The organism is Bacteroides sp. GD17 (assembly GCF_038448625.1).
Lineage (GTDB): Bacteria > Bacteroidota > Bacteroidia > Bacteroidales > Bacteroidaceae > Bacteroides.
Genome location: NZ_JBCEZS010000012.1, coordinates 25,119 through 49,911, shown reverse-complemented (window position 1 = coordinate 49,911; position 24,793 = coordinate 25,119). Strand labels below are relative to the sequence as shown.

Sequence of the window (24,793 nt, the reverse complement as noted above, 5' to 3'; positions counted from 1 at the left end):
TTTATATTTGTCCGTAAAATTGCAAGCCTGAAGCATTTATTACCAATGAATAAGTAAACCCCTATGATGACAAAATACAGACTCTGTTCGGAACAAGTCCGATATAAATCTAATATAAGTCCGATACAGCTTGCTAAGGAGATGCTGTGCAAAAGGTACGTTTTAGGTACACTTTTGATACTATGGATGTCGGTTTTTGGAACAGTTGATTTATTTGCCGGTTCGTTTCGGACACTGGGTGTCAAGGATGGATTAAGTAGCAGGCAGGTGTTTCGGATAAACAAGGATTCTGCAGGTTTTGTCTGGGCGTACACTCACGTTGGCATAGATCGCTATGATGGGAACGAGATTAAGCATTATAAATTGGATGAGACGGTTGATCCTAAAGAATATATACAGCCTTCTACAGTTATGGCCTGTGACAAGTCCGGTATTCTTTGGGTTGCCTTGAAGAACGGGAAAATTTATGCTTATGACAGGCAGACAGATTCTTTCCGGTTGCGCATAAATTTGTCCGACTATCTCCCTTATCCGGTGCTGAACAATATTTTATTTGACAGTAACAACCGTTTCTGGTTATGTCTGTCCGACGGGGTTTACTGTTGGGAAGAAGGGACCGGCCCAGCCATTGCCGGCTTGAAAGGGCAACATGTCTGTAGCATTGTCCAAGCGGACGGCGGGCTGTTTTTTGCAGGTACGGACAAGGGGGTGTGGCAACTGACGGAAGAGACGTCGAACCCGCTTTTCCTGGAGAAACCCATCCATTTTCCGATGGAGATGCGTGTTGAATCGCTGTGTGTGTACGGAGCGAAACTGTTTGTCGGCACTTTTTCCGATGGCGTTTTTGTGATGGACAGGGCAGTAGGGCGGATATACTCCTTGGACGGCTTGGCTCTTCATGTTCCGGTCAGCGTTTTTGCCAAGACCAAAGCCAATGCATTGCTGATTGGTGCGGACGGCGCGGGACTTTTCTGTGTGGATGCTGTCACCGGAAAGCTTCTGAAACATTACATGGTTGATGAGGATGACGAAAGAGGTTTGAGCGGCAATACTGTATCTGATATCTGTGTTGATGAATATGGAGGTATCTGGGTCAGTACTTCTACAAACGGCATCAGTCATCTGGATCCGTTGATGCCGGATGTCTATCGGTTCAGGCATGAACGGAACAATGCCAATTCTTTGAAATCCAATCATGTGAATGTGGTCTTCCAGGATTCCGAAGGGGATTGCTGGTATGGCACGAACAACGGTATCAGCTTATACCAGCGCAAGGGAGGCAAATGGACGCACTATCTGGAAAACACAGGACTTAGCGGTAAAGTGATATTGGCCCTTGCCGAAGATGCAAAAGGGAATATATGGGCCGGCGGTTATGGAACCGGAGTTTATTGCATCCATAAGAAAACGGGGCGGGTACAGAAGTGGGAGAGCAGGAGCGCACATCCGGACAGGGGGATGGGCACTGATTATGTCTATGCCATCCATGCGGAGGGAAATGAAATTTGGTTGGGCGGAATAGAAGGGGAACTTACTTGCTATAACATAGAGACGGGCGCGTATACATATTATCCGATTGATTGCATAGGCGATATAAAACGGGGTGTGGACGGTTCGTTGCTGATTGCCGGTTGCGGCGGATTGGCCATTCTTGACAAAGCGACGGGGAACACCCGTTGGTACCAGCAGTTCGGGGAACTCTCTCTGCACTATCCCATCCGTTGCCTCATGCAGTCTTCGTCCGGAGACATCTGGCTGGCGACGGATGGTGACGGACTTATTCGCTTCAACCCCGGCAAACAGGAAGCGCATATCTATACGGCAAGCGATGGTCTTGTATCCAATTCTATCAACAGTCTGCTGGAAGATAATGACGGGCGTATCTGGTTCAGTACGGAGAAGGAGCTGTACTGCCTGGACTTGGCAGGGGGCATCGTTGTCGGAGTCAATGATTTCCTGGGCATCGGGTGGGGACATTATAATCCGAATGCCGCTTTCAGGCTGGATGACGGTTATCTCTCTTTCGGTACGGCGGAAGGGGTGGTCTCTTTTCTTCCTTCGCTGGACTTCGGGCAGTGTGTGTCGGCCGAGCTCATATTGACGGACTTCAAGCTGCTGTACGAGTCGGTGAAGGCAGGCCGGAAAGGTTCTCTTCTGGCAACAAACATTAATGATACGCGGCATGTCGGCCTGAAATACAATCAAAATTCCTTTTCCATTTCTTTTTCTACCATTAATTTTACATCTCCGCACAGAATCAGATATGAGTACATGCTGGAGAACTACAATGAACAATGGGAGTCTTCCAATTCGGTGGGAAGTATAAACTATATGAACCTTTTTCCCGGTAAATATATCTTCCGTTTGCGGGCGTTCGACAAGTACAGTGGTCGGCAGATAGGGGAGCGTAGCCTTGAGGTTGTCATCCATCGCCCTTATTGGCTTTCGTGGTGGGCGTTGCTTGTTTACTTCATGATACTGTCCGTGTTCGTTTATGTGTTCGTACAGTACCGCAGGCATAAGCTCAATGAAGATAGAGTGAAGGAAAAGATACGGTTCTTTATTAGTATAGCCCATGACATATGTACTCCGGTGACATTGATAAAAGCACCTTTGAGTGAGCTTGAGGTGCAGCCGGAACTGCCGGATGAGAGTCGGAAGACGGTAGCTGTAGCAGTAAAGAATGTGGAAAAACTGCTTTCCATGATTACCCAGTTGCTGAATTGGCAGAAGATGGAGCTTCATACCGAATGTTTGAAAGTTTCGCTATATGATATCAAGGCCTATCTGGAGGGGAAAATGGCGGAGTTCCGTCTAGCTGCTATGCAAAAGGGCATAGAGTTGCAACTGGAGGTGGAAAGGGATATGCCGAAGGTGTGGATTGACAGGGGAAAGATGGATCATATTATAGATAATCTGCTTTCCAATGCATTGAAATATACGGAGCAGGGTATTGTCCGCATTGCCGTAAAGACTGCAAAGAAGAAGTGGACGATTGAAGTGCGAGATACGGGCATCGGTATTCCGAAGAAGGAGCAGCGAAATATTTTCCATGAATACTACCGGGCGCAGAATGCGACGAATTCCGAGGAAACCGGTTCAGGCATCGGGCTGATGATTACTCGTCGGCTTGTAAAGCAGCATCATGGCAGCATTTCATTCAGCAGTGTAGAGGATAAGGGAACGACTTTTGCCGTTACTTTTCCGCAGAAGATAAAGTCGGGTATTGTCGTTGAACCGGAAAAAGACAAAGCGAATGCATCTGCGGCAACTGTATGCTTACAGAATAATGGTGACGATGTAGGGAAGAACGTACTTCTTTTGGCAGAAGATGATGCGGACATGAGGGAGTATCTGACAAACTGTCTTTCCTCCGAATATAAGGTAATCGGTGTGTCCGACGGCGGGAAGGCACTGGAAATGGCTCGGGAAATCAATCCGGACATTATCATTTCAGATGTTGTGATGCCGGTGCTGGAAGGAGACGAACTGTGCAGGATTCTGAAGTCATCCATTGATACGAGCCATATACCTGTTATATTGTTGACAGCACTTAGTGAAAGGGAAAACATCATCTTTGGGTTGGAAGCCGGTGCAAGCGACTATATCATCAAACCTTTCGACCTGTCGGTATTGAAAGTGCGGATAAGGAATATCCTTCAAAACAGACAACACTTGCGTGATACGGTATTGTCACTGAATGCCCGGCCGGAAGAGACGGATTATACCAGTCAGCTGGATAAGGAATTTTTGGATAAAGTGATGGAGGTCATTCATGAAGAATTGTCTAATTCCGAATTCTCCATCAATGACTTCTGCAGGATGTTGGGTATGAGCCGCACTTCGGTCTATAACAAGATAAAAACATTGACAGGACAAGGCCCCAATGATTTTATCCGGATTGTTCGTTTGAACAAAGCAAAGGAGTTATTGGAATCTCGGAAATATTCTATCGGAGAAGTTTCTACTATGGTGGGCTTTTCTGATCCGAAATATTTCAGTACATGCTTCAAGAAGCAGTTTGGTGCCAGTCCTAGTAAGATTTGATATAATAAAGATAGTTTTCGAACCATTGCGGATAGGTATTAAACCTTTTTTGCTAAATAACGAACCTCCGTTTTTCTGATAGTGCGTAATATTGTAGACAGAAACAATAATAAAAAATCGCATATAAAAATGGAAACGTATTTGGGTCTTGATTTGGGTGGTACCAAACTGCTGATTGGTGAAATGGACAGCCATGGCAATATTTTAAGGTATAAGAAGTATGATTCAGGGTATTTTAACCAGCAAGCTGCATTGGAAATTATTAAATCGTCGCTTGACGATTATATCCGTACCGTGGGCTGGTATGACCAGAAACCAGTGGGCATGGGAGTCGGTTTGATTGGTCGCGTCGATCCTGAGCAAGGGATCTGGTTGCAGATTGACCCCAGTCGCACACAACCGATAGCTCTGGCTAAGGAACTGGAGGAAACATACGGTATACCTTGTCATATAGACAATGACGTGAAGAGTGCCACAAGAGCCGAACGGGTGTGGGGATTCGGTCAAATCTCCAAGAACTTCATCTATATGAATGTGGGTACCGGTCTTGCTGTAGGTACGGTGGTGAACGGCAGGCAGATACGAGGCAGTCATTTTAATGCCGGTGAAGTGGGTCACGTACGTGTCGGTGTGAATGTCGGTGTCAAGTGTGGTTGCGGCCGGATGGACTGTGTGGAAGTCATTGCTGCCGGTATTGGGTTCGACAACTGTGCCCGTTTGCTTTGCAGCCAATATGAGACCAGCCTGCACATCCCGGCAGAAAAGGGGGAAAGGGTGCTTGTCAGTGAAGTCTTTGCACTCAGCCAGAAGGGAGATCCTCTTTGTACGGTATTGGTGGAGAATGCTGCCGAGGCTCTTGCCAATCTTATTATGAACCTGGTGCGCGTGATTGACCCTGATACGGTGGTATTGGGCGGCGGTGTTGTATCCGATGGATATATGCACGGAAAGATTCTGGAAAAACTGCATCCCACGACCATGCGTTTTGTGAGCAACGGAGTTGTTATCACGAAACTGAATCCCGGCTTTATCGGTCTGTTGGGAGCGGGAGCAGTAGCAATGAATATGTAATTGTCATTCAGCGCGCAAATGATATAAACTAATTTTAATCACTTACTTATGAAAATTACTATAACAAATAATGAAAGAGAGTTTGACTGCGCTGCTGCGTGGCGTGTTATCGGAGAAATTCTGAATAAACCTTCGAGCGTTATCGGGCTATCAACAGGGCGTACTACCGGCAATCTGCATCGGTTGATTGGAGAAATATACTCCAAGTATCCTTTTAATGTGGCTTCCACCACTTTCTTCGGATTGGATGAAGTGACCAATGTGCCGCGTGAATATGCAGGTGCGTGCTATACAATGTTGAAAACAGAGTTAATGGATGCTTTGGGTGTCAAAGATGAAAATTTCCTGATGCTTCCTACTGTTTCAGATGATTTTGAAAAAGCCTGCAAAGACTTCCAGCAGGAGATAGCAAGACGTGGAGGCATCGACCTGCTGATTTTGGGATTGGGGGAAAACGGACATTTGGGGTTCAACCAGCCAGGAAACCCTTTCGATACTGAAACATGGGTTACCGGTATGCACGCCGAACTGGAAGTGCGTATCCGCCGGGAAACGAATACGCCTCCCGAAAAGCAGTTGGGCGGTATTACATTGGGAATAAAGAACATCATGCAGGCCCGCCGGATTGTATTGGTTGCCAAAGGCACCAATAAGACGGATATTGTGAAGCAAATGCTGGAAGGTCCCGTGACGACAGATGTTCCCGCTTCTATCCTGCAACTTCATCCTAATTGCGAGTTCCTGCTGGACAGTAAGGCTGCTGCAGGGCTTTCTGCCAAATAATTGAATCCTTTATTAATTCTCTAATATTATGACACAAAAAGAAAAACAAATCAACTATATGGGGCCATTTATTACGATGGTGTTCCTGTTCTTTATTGTAGGTTTCCTTACCACTGCCAATACCCAATTCCAGGGACCTCTGAAAGAGACTTTTCTGGCAGAAGTGGGCGGGTTGAAAAATACTTTTGCCACTTTAATCACATTTTCCTGGTTTCTGGCATATCCGGTTTGTGGAGGATTAGGTTCGTCTTGGATTGGCAAGCACGGCTATAAAGGCACGCTGATGCGCGGGCTGTTGCTTATGATTGCAGGCTTGGGCTTGTTCTTTGTCTCTTCTTATTTCACTGTACACTTTCCCGGAGCCAATTGGCATGTGGGGGAAAATGTTATTCCAGGCGGTTTCCTTATTTTCCTCTTGGGCTCTTTTGTGGTCGGTGCTTCGGCTACTATTCTTCAGGTAGTTATCAATCCTTACCTTACGGCTTGTCATGTGAAGGGTACCCAATCCATCCAGCGTCTGGCTATAGGTGGGTCTGCCAACTCGGTGGGAACGACATTGGCTCCTTACTTTGTAACCGGCGTTGTTTTTGGTGGTCTGGCGATGGAGGATATACAGATAAACCAGTTGATGATGCCGTTTTTTGCATTGATGGTGGTGATTTTCCTTATTGTCTTGCTGTTGATGAAACTCTCCCTGCCCGATATACAGGGAACAAGGGCAGAGAAAGGTGAGAAGCTCGAAAAGAGTGTCTGGTCATTCAGCCATCTAACTTTGGGCGTGGTGGCTATCTTTTTTTATGTAGGTTGTGAAGTCTGTATCGGGGCGAATATCAATATGTATGCCATTGAGATGGATTATGCTTCTCCGGCGCTGATGGCTACGCTCTATTGGGGCGGCATGCTCGTGGGGAGGTTGGTAGGCAGCTCGTTGAGCCGGATTTCTCCGCGTGTACAGTTGACGGTCACGACGATAGGAGCAGGTGCACTTGCTCTGGTGGCCATTCTATTGAATAACCCCTGGTTGCTTACGGCGGTCGGATTGTTCCACTCCATCATGTGGGGGGCAATATTCACCTTGTCTGTGGCTCGTCTGGGGAAATATACGTCCGTTGCTTCCGGTGTGTTCATGATTGGAGTGGTGGGAGGCGCCATATTGCCTTTGTTCCAGGGTGTGCTTGCCGATCTTATGGGCGGTTGGAGATGGTCCTGGCTCCTTGTACTTCTGGGTGAAGCGTTTATGCTGTACTATGCACTGATAGGCTCGCGAGTCCGCCAAGCAGCCGATTGATTCTTGTTTACCAATAATTACCATAGATAAATATGAATAACATGAAGAATTTTAGAACGATTGTTTTGACCGTACTGGCTGTATTGTTGTCGTGCGGCAATCTGAGGGCTGCGGATGGGCCGAAAGCCCCGCTTGACAGTAAAGTGATTGTGGCATACGTCACTTCCTGGAGTCACGTCATCCCCGACCCCAAGTACATGACTCACATCAATTATGCCTTCGGGCATGTCAGTGAGACCTTCGACGGTGTAGGCATTGCCAATGAAGACCGCCTGAAGCAGATGGTGGAGCTGAAAAAGCAGAAACCGGACCTGAAGGTGCTACTCTCCATCGGCGGTTGGGGCAGTGGACGTTTCAGTGAGATGGCCGCCAACGAAAAATACCGCAAGTCATTTGCCAAAGATTGTCGGCGGGTGGTGAAAGAGTATGGGCTGGACGGCATCGACATCGACTGGGAATACCCTACGAGCAATGCTGCCGGCATCTCTTCCTCTCCCGACGATACGAAAAACTTCACGCTGCTGATGCGTGACATCCGCAAGGCCATCGGTCCGAAGAAGCAGTTGACTCTTGCTACTGTGGCTTCGGGCGAGTATATAGACTTCCCGTCCATCCTTCCTTATATTGACTTCGTGAACATTATGTCCTACGACATGGGGAATGCTCCCAAACATCACTCTGCTCTCTATTCTTCGGACAACAGCAGCGGGATGACGGGCGACAAGGCTGTGAAAGCCCATCTGGCTGCCGGTGTGCCTGCCGACAAACTGGTGATGGGTATGCCTTTCTATGGTCGTGGCGGAAAGGGGTATCCCAATTTTCAGGATTTCAACAAAGTGGGATATGCCAAAGGATTCCGCGAATGTTGGGACGAGACGGCCCGGGTACCTTATCTGGTGAATAAGGAAGGTACACTGGTTTTCGGTTACGAGAATCCGCGTTCGCTAGCCATCAAGTGCCAATACATCCTGAAGCAGAACCTGCTGGGCGGCATGTATTGGGACTACGACGGTGACAACGAGCAGGGCGACCTGCGCCGCACGGTCTACGAGAACCTGATAGAGCGCAAGCCTTTCCACGACCGTATGTACCGGGTATTGGTGCTCACAGAGAGCGCCGGACAGCACAAACCTTTCTCGGATGCGGCTTTGAAGTGGCTGATAGACGAAAGCAAGGTGCAGAACCTGCAGATTCAGGTACTGAACAGTGCCCGCCTGCTGGCACAGAAGGAAGTACTGAACGGTACGGATTTGGTCATCCAGTTGGACTTCCCTCCCTATACATGGCCCAAGGAAGCGGAACAGAATTTTGTAGACTACATCAATGAAGGTCGTGGCGGCTGGATAGGTTTCCACCATGCCACGCTGTTGGGCGACTTCGACGGCTTTCCTTTGTGGCAGTGGTTCAGCGACTTTATGGGTGGCATCCGTTTTCAGAACTACATTGCCCCGCTTGCCGATGGCACGGTAGTGGCCGAAGACAAGGAGCACCCGGTGATGAAGAACGTGGATGCTTCGTTCGTCCTCCCGGACGATGAATGGTACACTTACGACAAGAGTCCGCGCCCCAATGTACGTGTACTGGCCCATGTGGACGAGTCTACTTATTCTCCGGTTTCGGATGTGAAGATGGACGACCATCCGGTGGTATGGGTCAATGAGAAGGTGAAAGCACGCAATGTCTACTTCCAGATGGGGCATAGCCCGAAGCTGTTCAATTCGGATGACTTCACCACGATGCTGCACAATGCCATTTCGTGGGCATTGGGTAAATGACATGCTATATATAAGGTAGATTTTTTTAGGTAATGGCTTTTCGTTAGGTAATTGTTTGTAATAGGTATTTAGTAGCTCCCGTATCGTGCTTGTTAGTAGGCTGCGATGCGGGAGTTTTGTTTTTGCTCAAGAGCGCCTCTCGCCCCATTTGACAGACACTGGCGTCTGTCGCGATGAACACTGGTGTCTGTCATGACAAACACTGGCATCTGTCACGACAGACTCCAGTGCTTGTTAAATGGGGGATTTCTGTTGAAATAAAAACAGATTGTTCTCCTTGCAGAAATAGACAGTCAATCGGGACATTTTCATAATCAGCATCTTGTTATTGATGGATTTTAAACTCATAATGATAATGAATGAACCTTTCGCTGAGATGGAATGCCTATATTTGAATACTTGTATGGGCAATATTAATTCAAACCATGAAAATCCGGATTTTATCATTGGCTGTCATGCTTTCATTGAGGTATAGCCAAAGGGCTTCGGCTGTTTATTTATTGTCAGTTTTGTTTTTTGTGGGCTGCACAGCTCACGATAAACGGAGCGGGAATGAAAACGTCACTGCAATTCGTATAGATTGGAGCAATGTCAGGGAGACGTTCGATTATGCTCCGATGGTGGAAGACAGTGTGTTGGTGATACCGTTGGAAACGCGGGACGATTGTCTTATTGGTGAAGTCTCCAAAGTTATCTGTCGAAATGGCCGGATATATGTAGGGGATGCAATGAGGCAGGCTGTTTGTGTCTTTGATATGTCCGGTAAGTTGGTGACAAGGATATGCTCGTTTGGCAACGGGCCGGAGGAGTATCTCAGTGTCACCAGTTTTACGGTACATGGCTCGGGTATTATAATTTATGACAGCTTTACAAGGAAATTGTTCTTTTTTGATTCAGCGGGCATTCTCCAGAAAACGGAGGATGTGCCGGATATTTGGGGAATGGATATGTTCTGTATAAAGAATAAACTTTATCTAGTAAATGACGGCAGTTCTTCTCAACGGGGATTTTACCACTTGTTTTCGGTGAATCTTGACAAGGCAGAAGAGCATGAGGCTTTTTTGCCGTTTAAGGATCCGGGAAATTCCGGGTGGGGTACGGAGTCCGTCATTGCTCCGCTGAAAGATGAGGCTTTAATCTATACTTGTCCTTTCGACACACTTTACATGGTGAAGGATGGGGCTGCTTATCCTGCCTATTTCGTCGATTTTGGGCGTAAGAGGCTTCCGCGGCAATACATCGGAGAAGAGGGCCGCATTGCATTGAAGGCAGCATTTGACGGCAACTATGTCAGGGGCTGTGAGAATGTCGTGCAATCGGAGAAATACATCTTTTTGCGGTTTGGAGATTCCAATGAGGACTATACCGGCATCTATAATAAAGAAACGGGGAATTTGGAAGTCGCCAAGACGGCTGTCAATTCATTGTTGGGGGATTTGCCACTTCAGAAGAATAAATTCCATATAGAGGATGAATGCCTTATCCAATATTATGCCATTTCCTTTTGGAATCTGGCATTTGAGATGGAAGGTGAAGCCGGTCTGGATAGGCACAGATTCTATTCGGCAGCTTTGAGACAACGGATTGACGGGTTTCGACGCATGGATGGGGCAGAATCCAATCCGGTTATCTTGATACAAAAGTTGAAACAATGAAATGTGCCGGTGTCTTTGGCCCTTATCTTGCATAGGCTTCCATTTTCATCGGCAGGTACATGGACAATAGATTAAAATCATTTTGTTGCAGTGTCTCATTGCTCTCTAATCCTCTTCCGGTGCAGCATTGGGATAGCGTATGTTTCTGAAAAGGAGCTGCATATATTCTTCCTCTTTCTTTTTGCCTTCTTCTGTCAAAAGAATCTTCATCATTGCAGACGGATATCCTCTTTTGATTGCATTTATTCCTATACATTCATTGTACGATTCTTTATAAGGCTGGGAAGCCTGACTTTAAAGATAAAGACAGTATCAGCATTAAAATAATCCTTCATATTGTCTTCAGCGATGATTCTTATATATTGGGCGGTATCCAATTTTGCTGTTTCTTCATTTGAGCCTGAATCCGGTGCTCCTTGAACCATGAATTTGCCATCGGCCACTTTTATTCTCATATCACTACCGGAATCCATGTTCAATGCAGCTTTCACCTCTCTGTATGGCATGTTTTTTGCCGCACGGTAATGGCTTGAATACGTGTCGAAACAAGGATACAGAATCAGACAATCCTTGGACTTTGATTCTAAAACCATCTGATAGAACATTCCTATATTCATCTTTTCGTTTATTCTGAATATGGTCAACCCGGCAATCACCTTGAAATCTTTCAGTTTAATCAAATCGATGCTATGCTGCTTCGAGCAATGGGAACGATGCATTCTGAAAAGACGATTCTGGGCAAAGGCATTTGCTGAGAATGAAAGCATGATGGCAAATGATAAGACTAAAGTTTTCATATCAGTCCGAATTTTTAAAAGTGTATTTGAGAATGATAGGGTTAGCATCATCATCCAATGAATTTAACTTTTTATAATCTGCTTTATCAAGTAAATCCGTAGAGACGTAGGTGTTTAATAAATCTGTAGGAATAATAGCATAAGCATATTTCTCATCCACAAATATTGGTGAGAAAAAATTCATTTCTTTGAATGAATTAAATAGCAAATGCCGATTATTTCGTTTGTCAATTAATAAATGGTATATTTTTCTTTTCCAATAAAATGCAGTAAAATAATAGTTGGAGTTTTCGCTATATTGAATAAAAATTGTTGCATAGTTCGTGCCAAATGTTTTATTCCATTCTAAATAATACCGAATATCTTTTCCTGCTGGCAAGTTTTTTATTTCAAAATTGTATTCTCCAAAATCCCATGAATATTTAGGCTGTAACTTTTGATTGACATATACAAAATTATCGCCATTGTATGCTTGAACAAAATGAACAGAATCATTGTACAGATAAAATGGGCTATATACATGATGGTATAGGGTTTTAATTATGTCATCAGACAGATTGTAGGTTTCAGAGACTACATTTTTCAGAGAGTCATCATACAATGCCATTTTAGTTCCCGTTTTAGTGTCGCTATAAAATAAGTATTGATTAGGGTTTATAGCTATAAAATTATGGGCAGTAGACATTGAACTTGGTAATTTTACATGGTGTCTATAAATAATTCCTAAACTGTCATAAACATAAATACCTGCTACCGGACTTAATAGTTCTAAGTCTCCACTGAATCTGTTAAAATCAAAATCATATAATTCTGAATATTCGCCCGGTCCATTTCCTTGTTTACTAATGCTTCTTATGTATTTACCCTCCATATTGAATATTAAGATCTGATTCTGATTTTTATCCAGTATGTAATATCTGTTATTATGTATCTTTACAGATAGATTGTACCCTTTGATTAAGGAACTGTCATTTGTTTCTAACGGTATTAATTCCATTTTAGAGAATAAGTCATAGAATGAAACTGTATTTTTACTATTCAAATCTATATAGACAGCTTTTGCACGTAGTCCTTTAGAATTATGAGAACATGAGACTAATAGAATGAGTAAACATATAACTGGAAAATATCTTTTCATTGCCATATTAAGAATAGAAGTTAAGACTCGATAATAGGTAGAGTGGAGATTTTCTATTATACCTTATGCCGTTTGATAATAGGCATGGCAGATAACATCAAAACTGTTATAAAGAAACGCATAGACTTCCATTTTCATCAGCAGGTACATAGATAGCTGACAGAGTGCAAAACGTCAATACTCCACGAACCATTGCTGATGTCCATAAGCTATTTGTATTTCTTTGAACTTTGGATAAATAGAAAGATAGTACGATGTTATATAACAGCAAGCTACTCACTTTCCATAAAATAGAGAAACAGTCTTGCCCGTTTCCAAATATCCAAAATGGAATTCCCCAAAGAGTCCAGACTAAACCAATCAACACTGGCTTGAAAATGTTGGAACATCGTAAATGATTTTCCATGAATCCACGCCATCCAATTTCTTCTGCTATTACAGAAAGTGCTCCTAAAGTGCTACCGACAATCAATGCATAACCGGTTATTATGCCCCACAGTTGTACAATTCTTAAATAAGAATTATCCACAATGGGGATTCCCATGTACGAAAAATCATTGTGGGAGGGTATTGATATGTGGCCTATAGTCTCTACGTTCAAGAGGTTTCCGCCCACATATATAAGGAGCATTGCCAATAAAGGAAATAAGCATGCAGTAGCCGCAACATAACTGATAGAGGCTTTCCATGAAATATTCTTAAAAGTCAATTTGTTGTGTGAGCAAAATTTGCTAAAGTTCCCTTTCTCAGCTGCCCATGCAGCGAAAGCAGGGGATAAATACAAAAAGAAATCTATGATATGTATCCATCCGGCATTCATCTCAGCCGAATAAGCATATCCTATAATGGCTCTTGCTATGATTACAATAGCTAAGTAGGATAGAAATGTTGTCATAGGTTTCCACTCATTGATGTTTTTTTTCATGGTACGTTGTATTTAGAAGGTTCATAATTTCAATCAGACTTAAACCAAAGCCGTTTTCCGGTGCAAGTATAAGGGTATATTTTGACGAATAAGTTGAGAAAATCTCGAAAAAGGTTTGAATATTATTATATATATCATTATTCATGGCTATTCTTGAATTTTTCGACTCATTTTGATGATTTCTAAACCTTTGTGCCGGAAGTATGCGCTAATTTTACAATCGGTTTTAAATACAATTGAATAATCGAATAATTATAATAGTATAGGTATGAAATACTTTTCAATGGTGTTGCTTATGATTGCCTCGATGCTGTCATGCTCTTCGAAGGGCGATGAGCTGAAAGAGCTTCCGCCTTTTCCGGACGAGCCGGCGACAGAGGAGCCGAATCCCATTCCTGGTTCTACCGACAAAATCGTTGTCGGTTATGTCACATCATGGTCAAACCACGAGGTGAAGCCGGAATATGTTACCCACATCAATTATGCCTTCGGGCATGTACAGGGAACATTCCGTAGTGTCGGAATCTCCAACGAGGAACGTCTGAAGTCGGTTGTCGCCTTGAAGAAACAAGCCGCCCACTTGAAGGTGCTCTTGTCGATAGGAGGTTGGGGCAGTGGCAACTTCAGCGAGATGGCGGCAGATGCCGACAATCGCCTCGCCTTTGCTGCCGACTGCAAGCGTGTGATTGATGAGTTTGGTCTCGACGGCATCGATATAGACTGGGAATTTCCTACGAGTGACATGGCAGGCATCTCTTCGTCACCCGACGACACCCACAATTACAACCTGATGATGCGCGACATCCGGCAGGCTATAGGCAGCGACAAGCTTCTGACGCTCGCAACAGTGTGCTCTGCCGACTACATCGATTTTGAAGGCATTATGCCTTATATCGACTTTGTCAACATCATGGCATACGACATGGAGAATCCTCCTAAGCACAATGCACCCCTGTATCAGTCTTCAAAATTCCCCGGATGGTTTAACTGCGACATGGCGGTCAAGGCGCACCTTGCCAAGGGAGTGCCCGCATCGATGCTTGTGCTCGGTATGCCTTTCTATGGTCATGGAACCGATGTCTACGACCACTCCACGGATTTCAAGAATGTAAAGGTGCCCTCGGGGTACACTAACTGCTGGGACGATGAGGCAAAAGTCCCTTATGTGACCGACAAGAATGGACGTTTTGTCCTCAGCTACGACAACGCTCGCTCAATAGGTTTGAAATGTGATTATATTCTCGAATACGGACTTCTCGGTGCCATGTTCTGGGACGATGCTGGCGATGACAGCAACCACATGCTTCATAAGGCTATAGCCAATAAACTTTTTGTTGAATCTAACTGACAACTATATATACATATCAGTAGATGCTTTAAGAGGAATGATGTTTTCAGGTAGAAGAAAGAGGGTATGTCACGGTGATGGCACACTCTCTTTCTTTTTAGACGGTGTGCTTTGGGGAAAATGATGAATTTTTGACCCTCTTTGATAGTTATTAAACCTATGCGGTGTTAAAATGCAGATATTAGTGCTTTTTTAAACCTCAAATGTTATTTTTTACCCATTGTTGGAAAGATTCATTAATACATTTGCAGGCAGAGAATATTTATTTTATTAATGATTTTATTAATGATTATTTTTATCTAATGCTAATGGGAAAGTTATGCAGATTACATCTCCTTTGGTTGGCTTTGTTGCTACCGGGAGTGTCCTTCGCACAAAATCTTTTAAAAGTGCAAGGTTGTGTTACTGACGAGCAGAACGAGCCACTTATCGGGGCTACCGTGCAGACTAAAGACAAGTCTAAAGGCACGATAACAGATAGCAGTGGCAACTATGTCTTGTCGGGAGTTCCCAAGGGTTCAACCTTGGTGTTTTCGTATGTCGGCTACAAGTCGAAAGAAGTAAAGGCAACATCAGTTTCTCTGAATGTTGTTTTGGAATCGGATGATGAGATGCTCGATGAAGTGGTTGTCATCGGTTATGGCCAGCAGCGCAAGGTGACGCTGACGGGTTCTGTCTCTAATGTAAGTAGTAAGGAACTTCTCAAATCGCCGGCCGCATCGCTTGGTAACAGCCTTTCGGGTAAGCTTCCCGGTCTCCAGTCGGTGCAGTACACCGGTGTTCCCGGTGCCGACGATCCTGTCATCCGTATCCGTGGTGTCGGTTCGTTCAACAGCGCCGAGCCTCTCGTGCTTGTCGATGGTGTAGAGCGTGAGTTCAGCCAGATAGACCCAAACGAGGTGCAGGACATTTCTATTCTTAAGGATGCGTCCGCTACGGCTGTCTTCGGTGTGCGTGGTGCCAACGGTGTTATTCTCGTCACCACTCGTCGCGGTGCGATAGGCAAGCCTACCATCACACTAACAGCTTCAGCAGGTCTTCAGCAGATTTCTAAATTCCTTGAGCCTGCAAACTCCTACGAGTATGCAACGGCTTACAACCATGCTCAGGCAGTGGAAGGAGTGGCCGAGGACGGATGGAAGTTCTCGAAGGAAGCTATACAGCACTGGAAGGACATGGATATGCCCACCGTTTATCCAAGCACCAACTGGTTTAAGTACTTGATGAATGACCACGCATGGCAGCAACAATATAATATTAATGTGTCGGGTGGTACTGAACGTGCCCGCTATTTCGTTTCTGTCGGTATGCTCGATCAAGACGGTCTTTTCAAAACCTTCGACCAGGGTGATGACGCGAACTTCAAATACCGCCGTTACAACTTCCGCGCCAACCTCGATGTAGATTTCTCTAAGCTGAGTACGCTTTCTATCGGCATCGGTGGACGCATTGGCAGACGCAACTCTATCGGTAATGGTGAATATAACGGTCAGTCTGGTGTCTTTGGTGTTGAGGGGCTTCTCAACAATGGTACGCCCATGTCTGGCTACGGTCTTGATAGTGAGGGACGTCGCATCGTTTCCGACCCTGACCTCGTTGGCGCAGTTGGCTCCGATGGTCTCGGCCTTATCTACGAACATGGTTATACTACTGAGCGTCAGAGTGTTGTAAACCTCGATCTTCAGTACAAGCTCAAGCTCGACTTTATCACCAAGGGGCTTGATTTCCGTATCAAGGGTTCCTACAACTCTGACTATACACAGCAGAAAAAACGTACTACTGACGGTGGAATCAGCTACAAGGCCACCATCGCCAAGGGTGAATACAACGAAGACGGTTCTCCGAAGATTGTTTATGTCCGTCGGGGTGACTCATGGCCTCTTGGCTATGAGGAGAAAAAATGGGGAGGTAGAAACTGGTATGCAGAAGCGAGCCTCAACTATGCCCGCAAGTTCGGTGACCACAATGTGGGTGCGCTTCTTCTTTATAATGAATCCAAGAATTACTATCCCGGCGGTATCTACAATTCCATCCCACGCGGCTATGTGGGTATGGTGGCCCGCGCCACTTATGACTATCAGACCAAGTATATGATAGACCTCAACATGGGCTATAACGGCTCGGAGAACTTCGCCAAAGGCAAGCGCTTCGGCTTTTTCCCTTCCGCTTCTATCGGCTGGATCATCTCTTCCGAGAAGTTCTGGGAGCCTATCCGTAACGTTGTTTCCTATTTCAAACTTCGCGGTTCTATCGGTAAGGTAGGTAATGACCAGGGTATTGGCCGTTTCCTCTATCTGCCCGGCACGTGGCAGTTCTACACCAACGACAATGGTAAAGGTGGTGCATGGTGGACCAACGACCGTACAGGTAACTTTGGTACCAACAACGGTGTGTTCATGCCTGGCGCACGCGAATCCAGCAACGGTAACCCCGATGTTACTTGGGAAACAGCTACCAAGCAGAACTATGGTGCGGATGTACGCTTCTTTGGAGACCGTTTGAGCCTCGGTGTCGACCTCTTCTGGGAAGACCGTAAGAACATCCTCGTTTCCAACGAAACAACCATTGCAGGTATTTCCGCTCTCAAACCTAACTCCATCAACTTTGGCCGTGTCAAGAACCATGGTTATGAAGTGACCCTACGTTGGGCCGACCGTATAGGTAAAGTGGACTACTCAATAGCTCCTACATTTGCTTTCGCACGCAACAAGGTTGTGGAAATGGCAGAAGTGAAGAAGGAATTCCCACACATGTATCATACGGGGCATCCTGTAGGTCAGCCTTTCGGCTACGACTTCTTTGAGTTCTATGTTCCTGGTGAAACCGAACAGCGCTACAAGGAAGTTTACGGCGTTGACATGCCGGACCAGCAGATTACATTGCGTCCCGGTGACAGCGTATTCGCTGACCTCACAGGTGATGGCAAGGTGGATGCCAACGATGTACATGCTATCGGCTACAGCGATATTCCCGAGTATACTGGTAGCATAAACGCAACCCTCAACTGGAAGGGTCTCGACTTCTCCATGACTTGGGTAGGCGCCACTCACGTTAACCGTCAGCTCAGTTCTTTCTATACTCCGGCCTTCGGTACCGGTAACCAGTCCATGCTCAATAAATGGGTCTATGACAATTCCTGGACCGAGGATAACCCCGGTGCCATCCTGCCACGTATCTCTCTTGAGAAATCGGCACGCGAGCATAACGGTTCACTTTCAGACCCATGGATGGTCGATGCATCGTATATCCGTCTGAAGAACCTTGAGATTGGTTATTCATTCCGCATACCCGGTGTGCCCATCAACAACATCCGTGTTTATGCCAATGGTTATAACCTCCTTACTTTCACAAGCTTCAAGGCCAATGACCCGGAGGCGCAAGCCGGCTATGGTAGCACGCGTTATCCTATGACCCGTGTTTATAACTTCGGTATCAACTTAAATTTCTAACATTCAAGACAATGAATCTAATAAAGAAACTCAGAATAAAGACTGTTACCATTATATGTGTAGCTGTTACCATGATGGGGATGGGTTCGCTGAACTCCTGTGTCGATGATATTAACATCGGAAATGGCTTCCTTGACAAGCAGCCGGGTGTCGATGTGACCGTAGACTCCATCTTTGTCAAGGGAGAGAATGCAAAGCGTTTCCTCTGGCACATGTACGGTGCTATGCACAACCCTTTCACCTATACAGGTGCAGTATGGTATTCTCACCCCGATGCCCTTACCGATATTTGCCAGTCGTACTGCGGATGGCACAATCTTGGGAAGTACTACGGTGGTGACCTTACCGAGACCGACCAGGATAACGGCGGTTTCGCCAAGTTCCCCTTCATCGCCAACGGTGACGGCAATAACCGTGCAGGCATTTGGCGTACCATCCGTGAGGGTTGGATTTTTGTCGAGAACATCGACCGCGTTCCCGACTTGAGCGAATCAGAGAAGAGCCAGCTCCGTGGCGAGGTGTATGTCATCATGGCATCGCGCTATCTCGATGCTTTCCGCAACTTCGGAGGCCTGCCCAAAGTGGACCGCTCATTCATGGCCGCTGATGTGGTAGATGGCAGGCGTATGAGCGTAATTGAGACGGCAGAGTTCATCGACGAGCTTATCCAGGCCGCTATCAACGAGCCGGGTCTTCCTTTCTTTGTGCAGGATCAGGCCACCAACTCCGGACGTCTGACCAAAGGCTCGGCCTATGGTCTGCGTGTAAGGCTGTGGAACTTCGTGGCTTCGCCTCTGTTTAATAGTGACAAACCTTATCTTGAATTCACCCGTAACGAGGAGAATCAGGACCTCAATCAGGTATGGACCGGTGGTTACAAGTCCGAACTTTGGCAGAAAGCACTGAAGGCTTGTGAGGATTTCTTCCAAGCCAATAGCGCCAACGGCAACTATTTCGCCCTTGTACAGCCCACCGGTAACAGTGAACAAGACTATTGCAACGCTTTCCGTGCTGCCTACTGGTTCCGTGGCAACAGCGAGAAGGTGATTGAAGTTCATGCCGGTTTGGGTACAAATGCTTGGAATGGTGACTGGAACGTAGAAGGTATGGATGAGTTCGGTATGGCTCTCTTCACCCTCGAATATATGGAAATGTTTGGTATGGCAGACGGTCGTAACTTCCCTTACGACAACGTGTTCAATACCGATAACCCCAACAACGTAGATATTTTTGCCAACCGCGACCCGCGTCTTTACGAGACAATGGTGGTGAACCGCAACAATCTTGTCGAGCAATATCAGGGGCTTTCGAGCACCGAGATATGGCAAGGTGGCAATGTTGACCAGACCTTCAGTCCTGCTGTTACCGACAATCCATGGTCTACCCGTATGAAACTGTTCAAGTATCTCCGCGACAACGGCTATGCGGCATACTATCCGACCAACTATGCTTATCTGCGTATGGCCGACATTCACCTTTGCTACGCTGAGGCACTCGCACAGACAGGCAATCTGCAGAAAGCCTGCGACGAAATGAACAAGGTGCGTGCACGCGTAGGTCTTGGCAAGGTAGAGGTCCTGAACCCAGGGCTCAACCTAACTACCAACAAGGACAACTTCATCGAGCAACTCCTTAGGGAACGTGCCTGTGAGTTCGGTTATGAAGACTCGCGCTGGTATGACCTCATCCGCTACAAGAGAGTCGACATATTCAAGAAACAGGTACACCAGTTGCGTGTATGGCGCAAGGATGCCAATGGCAAGAAAATGGATCCCGCCGACTACGGTGGCAACACGAGTCTCGAACCCGGTGAACCTTGGCCCAACTGTATCTATGAGAAGATACCTTGTACCAACAATATCCGCGTATGGTGGGATACTGACAGCCAGACGAGCAAGTGGACCGATAAATGGTATCTCTCGCCTATTTCACGTGATGAGATCAACAAGGGCTATGGCCTGAACCAGAACCCAGGTTGGTAATACAGATTTTAAATACCAATAAGACTTGTAGAATATGAATATAAATAGAATGTTGATGCTTGCGACTGTATTTGCCTCTCTCACGGCAAATGCGCAGGTAAAACTCAACGATAAGAATGCAAATGCCTATGACTTGGGTTACGGCGTGGAAATAAGCAATTTCCTCAGCACCGCTTCCGCAACCACAATCACAGGCGAAGAATTGCAGCAGACTTCGGCAACGAACCTTGCCCAGGCCCTCTATGGACGTCTGCCGGGCCTCACGGCTCTATCGCAAGGCGGCTTCTCGGGCGACGAAAAGAAGGGTGCCTCATTTAATATCCGTGGCTATCATACGCTTAACGATAAAAACATTCTCATCCTCGTCGATGGCTACGAGCGTCCCATCGACCGCCTCAGTGTAGAGGAAGTGGAGAGCGTTACCATCCTCAAGGATGCCGCTGCTACAGCACTTCTTGGCCATGAGGGCATCAATGGTGCCATACTGGTGAAGACAAAGCGTGGCACAGAAGGCAAGACACGCATCAAGGTGAACTACAGCCATAAGTTCCAGTTCGACCCTGAATTCGCAGACATGGTAGACGGTTACGGCTATGCCAATGCCTTCAACAATGCCCGTCGCAACGACGGACTCTCTGCCGCATATACCGAGCAGGAGCTTAACCTCTTTAAAGATGGTTCCGACCCGCACTTCTATCCTAACGTGAACTGGCGCGACCTTACTTTCAAGAACACTGCCGAGGAAGACCATGCATACGTTTCGGTGTACGGAGGTACGAACAAGGTGAAATACTACACCCATATCGATTATACCGATGTGCGCGGTGCCTTCAAGGACACCAAGCAGGCCGATTACAATGCGCAGTTGCGACAGTCGAAGGCCAATATCCGCACCAATCTCGACTTCAACATCACCAACACTACTCTTATGTCGGTGAATCTCTTCGGCATGTTCCAAGAGACCAAGCGGCCTTCCGACCTCAGTGCCGATGATGCTACAGCTGCCATCTACAGACTGCCGGCCAGTGCCTTCCCTTATAAGACCTCGACAGGTATATGGGGTGGTAACGAGGCATACGGTGATGCCAACCCCATTGCCAAGATTCAGGAGTCCGGCTTCTACAAGACCCATCAGCGGCAGTTATGGGTAGATGCCAAGCTGTCGCAAAACCTCGACTTCCTGGTCAATGGCCTGAGCGTATTTGTCAGTGCCGGCTATGCCAATTCGGCGATCTACGCGGAGAACTCACACAAGGCACACCAGTATGGCTACGAGCGTTACACCGGTACCATTGGCGACAAGAACAACGTATCTCTGAGCACATTCGGTAACAAGGAGACCAACCTCACCTTCAGTAACTGGAATGACAGACAATGGTGGAAAGCAAAGGCCAGCATAGGCTTCAACTACAAGCGTTCGTTCTTCGACGACGACCACTTCAATGCTACCGTCCTTTACGACAACAGCGGTTCGAGCACCGATGAACGTGGAAACACCTTCTATCGTCAGAACATCATGGGAGTCTTCCACTACGACATTCGGAACCGCTATGTGGCCGACCTTGTGCTTGCAGGCAACGGCTCCAGCCGTACCTATCCTTCTAAGTGGGCATTCTCACCCACACTGTCGCTCGGCTGGATTTATGCCAACAGCGACGAGGGCCTGCTCAACTACGGTAAGTTGCGTGCATCGGCCGGCATCCAGCATACCGACTATATGCCTACCTATGGCATGTGGCTTCCCACATGGGATGTTACACACGGCTATGTGATTATTGGTAACAACTACGGTGCTACCTGGGGCGCATCGCTCGGAGCCTTCCCCACTACCAACTTCGCACAGGAGACCTCTACAAGCTTCAACCTCGGTACCGACCTTCGCCTGGCGAATGCTCTTGACATCTCAGTAGATGCCTTCTACCAACTTCGCAGCCACATCATGCTCTCTGCAAATAATGAGAACTCATCAGTAGTAGGTATACAGTCGTCATACAACGATGTGGGCGAAGTGAAGAGCTACGGTTTCGAGGTAGGTGCCAAGTACGTGAAGAAGCTCACTTCCGACCTTAATCTCAATCTCGGTGCCAACTTGTCGTGGGCACGCAATGAGGTGAGCAAGTTTATCGGCACACCGACCTATCCGCTGAGCGACCCTGTAGGCCGCCGTGTAAACGAGGCGTGGGGATTCAAGTCGGCAGGCTTCTTCAAGGATCAGGCCGATATAGACGCCAGCTACCGTCAGGAATTCTCTACTGTAAGACCTGGTGACATCAAATATCAGGACCTCAACGGTGACCAGGTAATCAACGAGTTCGATATGACCAGTCTCGATGGTGCTACCGATATTCCTGAGCTCAACTACGCCTTCAATGTCGGTATAGAGTATAAAGGCCTCGGCCTGAATGCATGGTTCCAGGGCATCGGCAACTATATGAAGCGTCTTCCGTCGACAATATGGGGGGGCATGGCCAACAACGGCAACCTTTCAGTGGACTACTACAACAATTGCTGGGATGTGGCTGGCGACAAAGCTCTCTACCCACGCCTGACAACTCTGGACAATAGCAACAACAATCAGGCAAGCAACGTCTGGCTCAAGCCTGTCCACTTCTTGAAGATGCGCAACATCGAGGTCTACTACAAAGTTCCTGCAACGCTGCTCTCAAGGCTCTCTCTTACCGCAGCCAGGGTGTTTGTTCAGGGCGAGAACCTTCTTTCCTTCGACAATGTTGAGGCTATGGATGCCGAGGTGCTCTCGACGGCATATCCCATGTTCAAGGGTGTAAACATAGGTATCACACTAACCTTCTAATTAAAGATACAGTTATGAACAAGATAAAATATGCTCTTTTAGGTATGGCAGCAGCACTATTTGCAGGCTGCGCCGACCTGGATTACAACGAAGCTTCGAACCGCGATGAGGACTGGACCTACAACAGTCCCCTCAACGGTATCAAGGCTCTCGTCTACGATGTCTATGCACAAATGCCGAGCGAGTTCAAAGACAATGTCTACGGTGACGGTGCCCTGATAGCCAGTGCCACAGACGAGTCTGAGTTTGCACTTTCCTTCTCACCTATTCACAAGTATTTCAACGGTGGCTGGACTCCTTCGAATCCTTTCGCGACCACATGGACCAGTTCATATCGTGCCATCACTCAGGTGCACATGTACCTTGAGCGCATCCACAAGATAGACCTGTCGGATTATGAATACGATCCCGACTATCAGACCATGGTGCAGCAGTTCGAGATATTCCCTTACGAGCTGCGTTTCCTCCGTGCCTATTTCTACTTCGAGTTGGTACGTGCCTACGGCGATGTGCCTTTGGTGACCACAACCCTCACCAATGAGCAGGCCAACAGCGTGGAGCGCACTCCGGCCAAGGAGGTGTTCAAGTTTATCATCAACGAACTGGATGCCGTGGCCCAGTATCTGCCCGTATCGTACAATGACATTCCCGGTCAGGAGATTGGTCGTGCCACCCGTGGGGCTGCTCTTGCACTGAAGGCACGTGTACTTCTTTATCAGGCTTCCCCGCTGTTCAATACGGATAATAATAAGGAGCTTTGGAAAGAGGCCGCTGCTGCCAGCAAGGTCATCATCGATAATGCGCAGCGCTGGGGCTACAAGCTCAGCAGCTATGCCAACCTGTGGGGGCACGATACATTCACCAATCCTGAATTCATCTTCGTACTGGGCACCCAGGCAAGCAACAACTTCGAGAAGTACAATTATCCGGTAGGGGTAGAGAATGGTAACTCCGGTAACTGCCCTACGCAGGCACTGGTAGACGCCTACGAATATCAAGCCGACGGCAAGACATTCCGGGAGAAGCATCCCGGAGATGTGGACGTGACTGCCGAGAATCCATACGATGGCCTTGACCCGCGTTTCGAACTCACTGTAGTGAAGAACGGCGACCTCTGGCCCTCCAACGCAACTCAGCAGATTACCATTGAGACGTATCAGGGTGGCTTCAACGGTGCTCCCAAGTATGGTGCAACTACCACAGGCTACTACCTGAAGAAGTTTGTGGACGGTAACTGCGTGACCACAGCCAACAACCAGACTACCACTCGCCACAACTGGATTGTGATGCGTCTGGCCGAGGTTTACCTCAACTATGCCGAGGCCATGTACCAGTACTACGGCAATGCTGACGAACCGGGCGATCTGGGCCTCTCGGCCAACGAGGCCATTAACGTGCTTCGTAACCGTCCCGACATCATGATGCCCGAGTTCCAGGGAAGCAATGGCTTTGAAGAGCGCTACATGCGTGAGCGCATGGTAGAGCTTGCCTTCGAAGGTCAGCGCTTCTGGGATGTACGTCGCTGGAAGAAAGGTGCCGAGTTCTTTAAGAGTGTCGATGTGGCAGACTTCAAGCTGAATGGAGACGGCAACCTGATTCTCAACCGCGTGACCAAGGCTCGCCAGTGGGACGAGAAGTACTATCTGTACCCCATCCCACAATCTGAGCTTCAGAAGAATGGCAACCTGACGCAGAACCCCAATTGGTAAAGCAGATTCAATGA

At 47.0% G+C, this 24,793-nt stretch carries 14 protein-coding genes; 11 read left to right on the top strand and 3 right to left on the bottom strand.

What is annotated here, in order from left to right; all coding sequences use genetic code 11:
• Positions 1–141 precede the first annotated feature (141 nt).
• The 6 genes from AAE250_RS17120 to AAE250_RS17095 all read left to right on the top strand — a co-directional run bounded on the left by AAE250_RS17120 (position 142) and on the right by AAE250_RS17095 (position 10,619).
• Positions 142–4,047: a hybrid sensor histidine kinase/response regulator transcription factor gene (locus tag AAE250_RS17120; RefSeq protein WP_446715768.1), complete on the top strand. Its 3,906-nt coding sequence runs from the start codon at positions 142–144 to the stop codon at positions 4,045–4,047.
• A 129-nt stretch (positions 4,048–4,176) separates the two neighbouring features.
• Entirely contained in the window at positions 4,177–5,118 is a 942-nt protein-coding gene (locus AAE250_RS17115; protein ID WP_294597476.1) for an ROK family protein, read from the top strand.
• A gap of 48 nt (positions 5,119–5,166) precedes the next feature.
• Positions 5,167–5,901 carry a 6-phosphogluconolactonase gene (locus AAE250_RS17110; RefSeq protein ID WP_294597479.1) on the top strand — a complete coding sequence of 245 codons (735 nt, stop codon included), beginning with the start codon at positions 5,167–5,169 and terminating at the stop codon, positions 5,899–5,901.
• Between the two features lie 28 nt (positions 5,902–5,929).
• Positions 5,930–7,189 carry an MFS transporter gene (locus tag AAE250_RS17105; protein ID WP_294597481.1) on the top strand — a complete coding sequence of 420 codons (1,260 nt, stop codon included), beginning with the start codon at positions 5,930–5,932 and terminating at the stop codon, positions 7,187–7,189.
• A gap of 41 nt (positions 7,190–7,230) precedes the next feature.
• Positions 7,231–8,964, top strand: a complete 1,734-nt coding sequence (locus AAE250_RS17100) for a glycosyl hydrolase family 18 protein (protein ID WP_294597483.1) — start codon at positions 7,231–7,233, stop codon at positions 8,962–8,964.
• 425 nt (positions 8,965–9,389) lie between these two features.
• Entirely contained in the window at positions 9,390–10,619 is a 1,230-nt protein-coding gene (locus AAE250_RS17095; RefSeq protein WP_342289179.1) for a 6-bladed beta-propeller, read from the top strand.
• A gap of 248 nt (positions 10,620–10,867) precedes the next feature.
• Here the strand turns inward: AAE250_RS17095 and AAE250_RS17090 are convergent, their stop codons facing one another.
• From AAE250_RS17090 to AAE250_RS17080, 3 genes are all read right to left on the bottom strand, one after another.
• A complete protein-coding gene (locus AAE250_RS17090; protein ID WP_294597489.1) occupies positions 10,868–11,416 on the bottom strand; it encodes a hypothetical protein in 549 nt (182 codons plus the stop codon).
• Between the two features lies 1 nt (position 11,417).
• Positions 11,418–12,560 (bottom strand): 6-bladed beta-propeller, encoded by a 1,143-nt coding sequence (locus AAE250_RS17085; RefSeq protein WP_294597492.1) that lies wholly within the window; start codon positions 12,558–12,560, stop codon positions 11,418–11,420.
• Positions 12,561–12,660: 100 nt separating this feature from the next.
• Positions 12,661–13,479: a CPBP family glutamic-type intramembrane protease gene (locus AAE250_RS17080; protein WP_294597495.1), complete on the bottom strand. Its 819-nt coding sequence runs from the start codon at positions 13,477–13,479 to the stop codon at positions 12,661–12,663.
• A gap of 268 nt (positions 13,480–13,747) precedes the next feature.
• On the opposite strand from AAE250_RS17080, the gene AAE250_RS17075 reads away from it, so the two are divergent.
• The 5 genes from AAE250_RS17075 (at position 13,748) to AAE250_RS17055 (ending at position 24,779) form a co-directional block, all read left to right on the top strand.
• Entirely contained in the window at positions 13,748–14,827 is a 1,080-nt protein-coding gene (locus AAE250_RS17075) for a glycoside hydrolase family 18 protein (protein ID WP_294597497.1), read from the top strand.
• A 308-nt stretch (positions 14,828–15,135) separates the two neighbouring features.
• On the top strand, positions 15,136–18,276 hold the full coding sequence (locus tag AAE250_RS17070) for a SusC/RagA family TonB-linked outer membrane protein (protein ID WP_294597500.1): 3,141 nt from the start codon (positions 15,136–15,138) through the stop codon (positions 18,274–18,276).
• Between the two features lie 11 nt (positions 18,277–18,287).
• Positions 18,288–20,258 carry a RagB/SusD family nutrient uptake outer membrane protein gene (locus AAE250_RS17065; RefSeq protein ID WP_294597503.1) on the top strand — a complete coding sequence of 657 codons (1,971 nt, stop codon included), beginning with the start codon at positions 18,288–18,290 and terminating at the stop codon, positions 20,256–20,258.
• Positions 20,259–20,292: 34 nt separating this feature from the next.
• A complete protein-coding gene (locus AAE250_RS17060) occupies positions 20,293–23,070 on the top strand; it encodes a SusC/RagA family TonB-linked outer membrane protein (protein ID WP_294597506.1) in 2,778 nt (925 codons plus the stop codon).
• Between the two features lie 14 nt (positions 23,071–23,084).
• Positions 23,085–24,779: a RagB/SusD family nutrient uptake outer membrane protein gene (locus AAE250_RS17055; RefSeq protein WP_294597508.1), complete on the top strand. Its 1,695-nt coding sequence runs from the start codon at positions 23,085–23,087 to the stop codon at positions 24,777–24,779.
• The last annotated feature ends 14 nt before the right edge of the window (positions 24,780–24,793 follow it).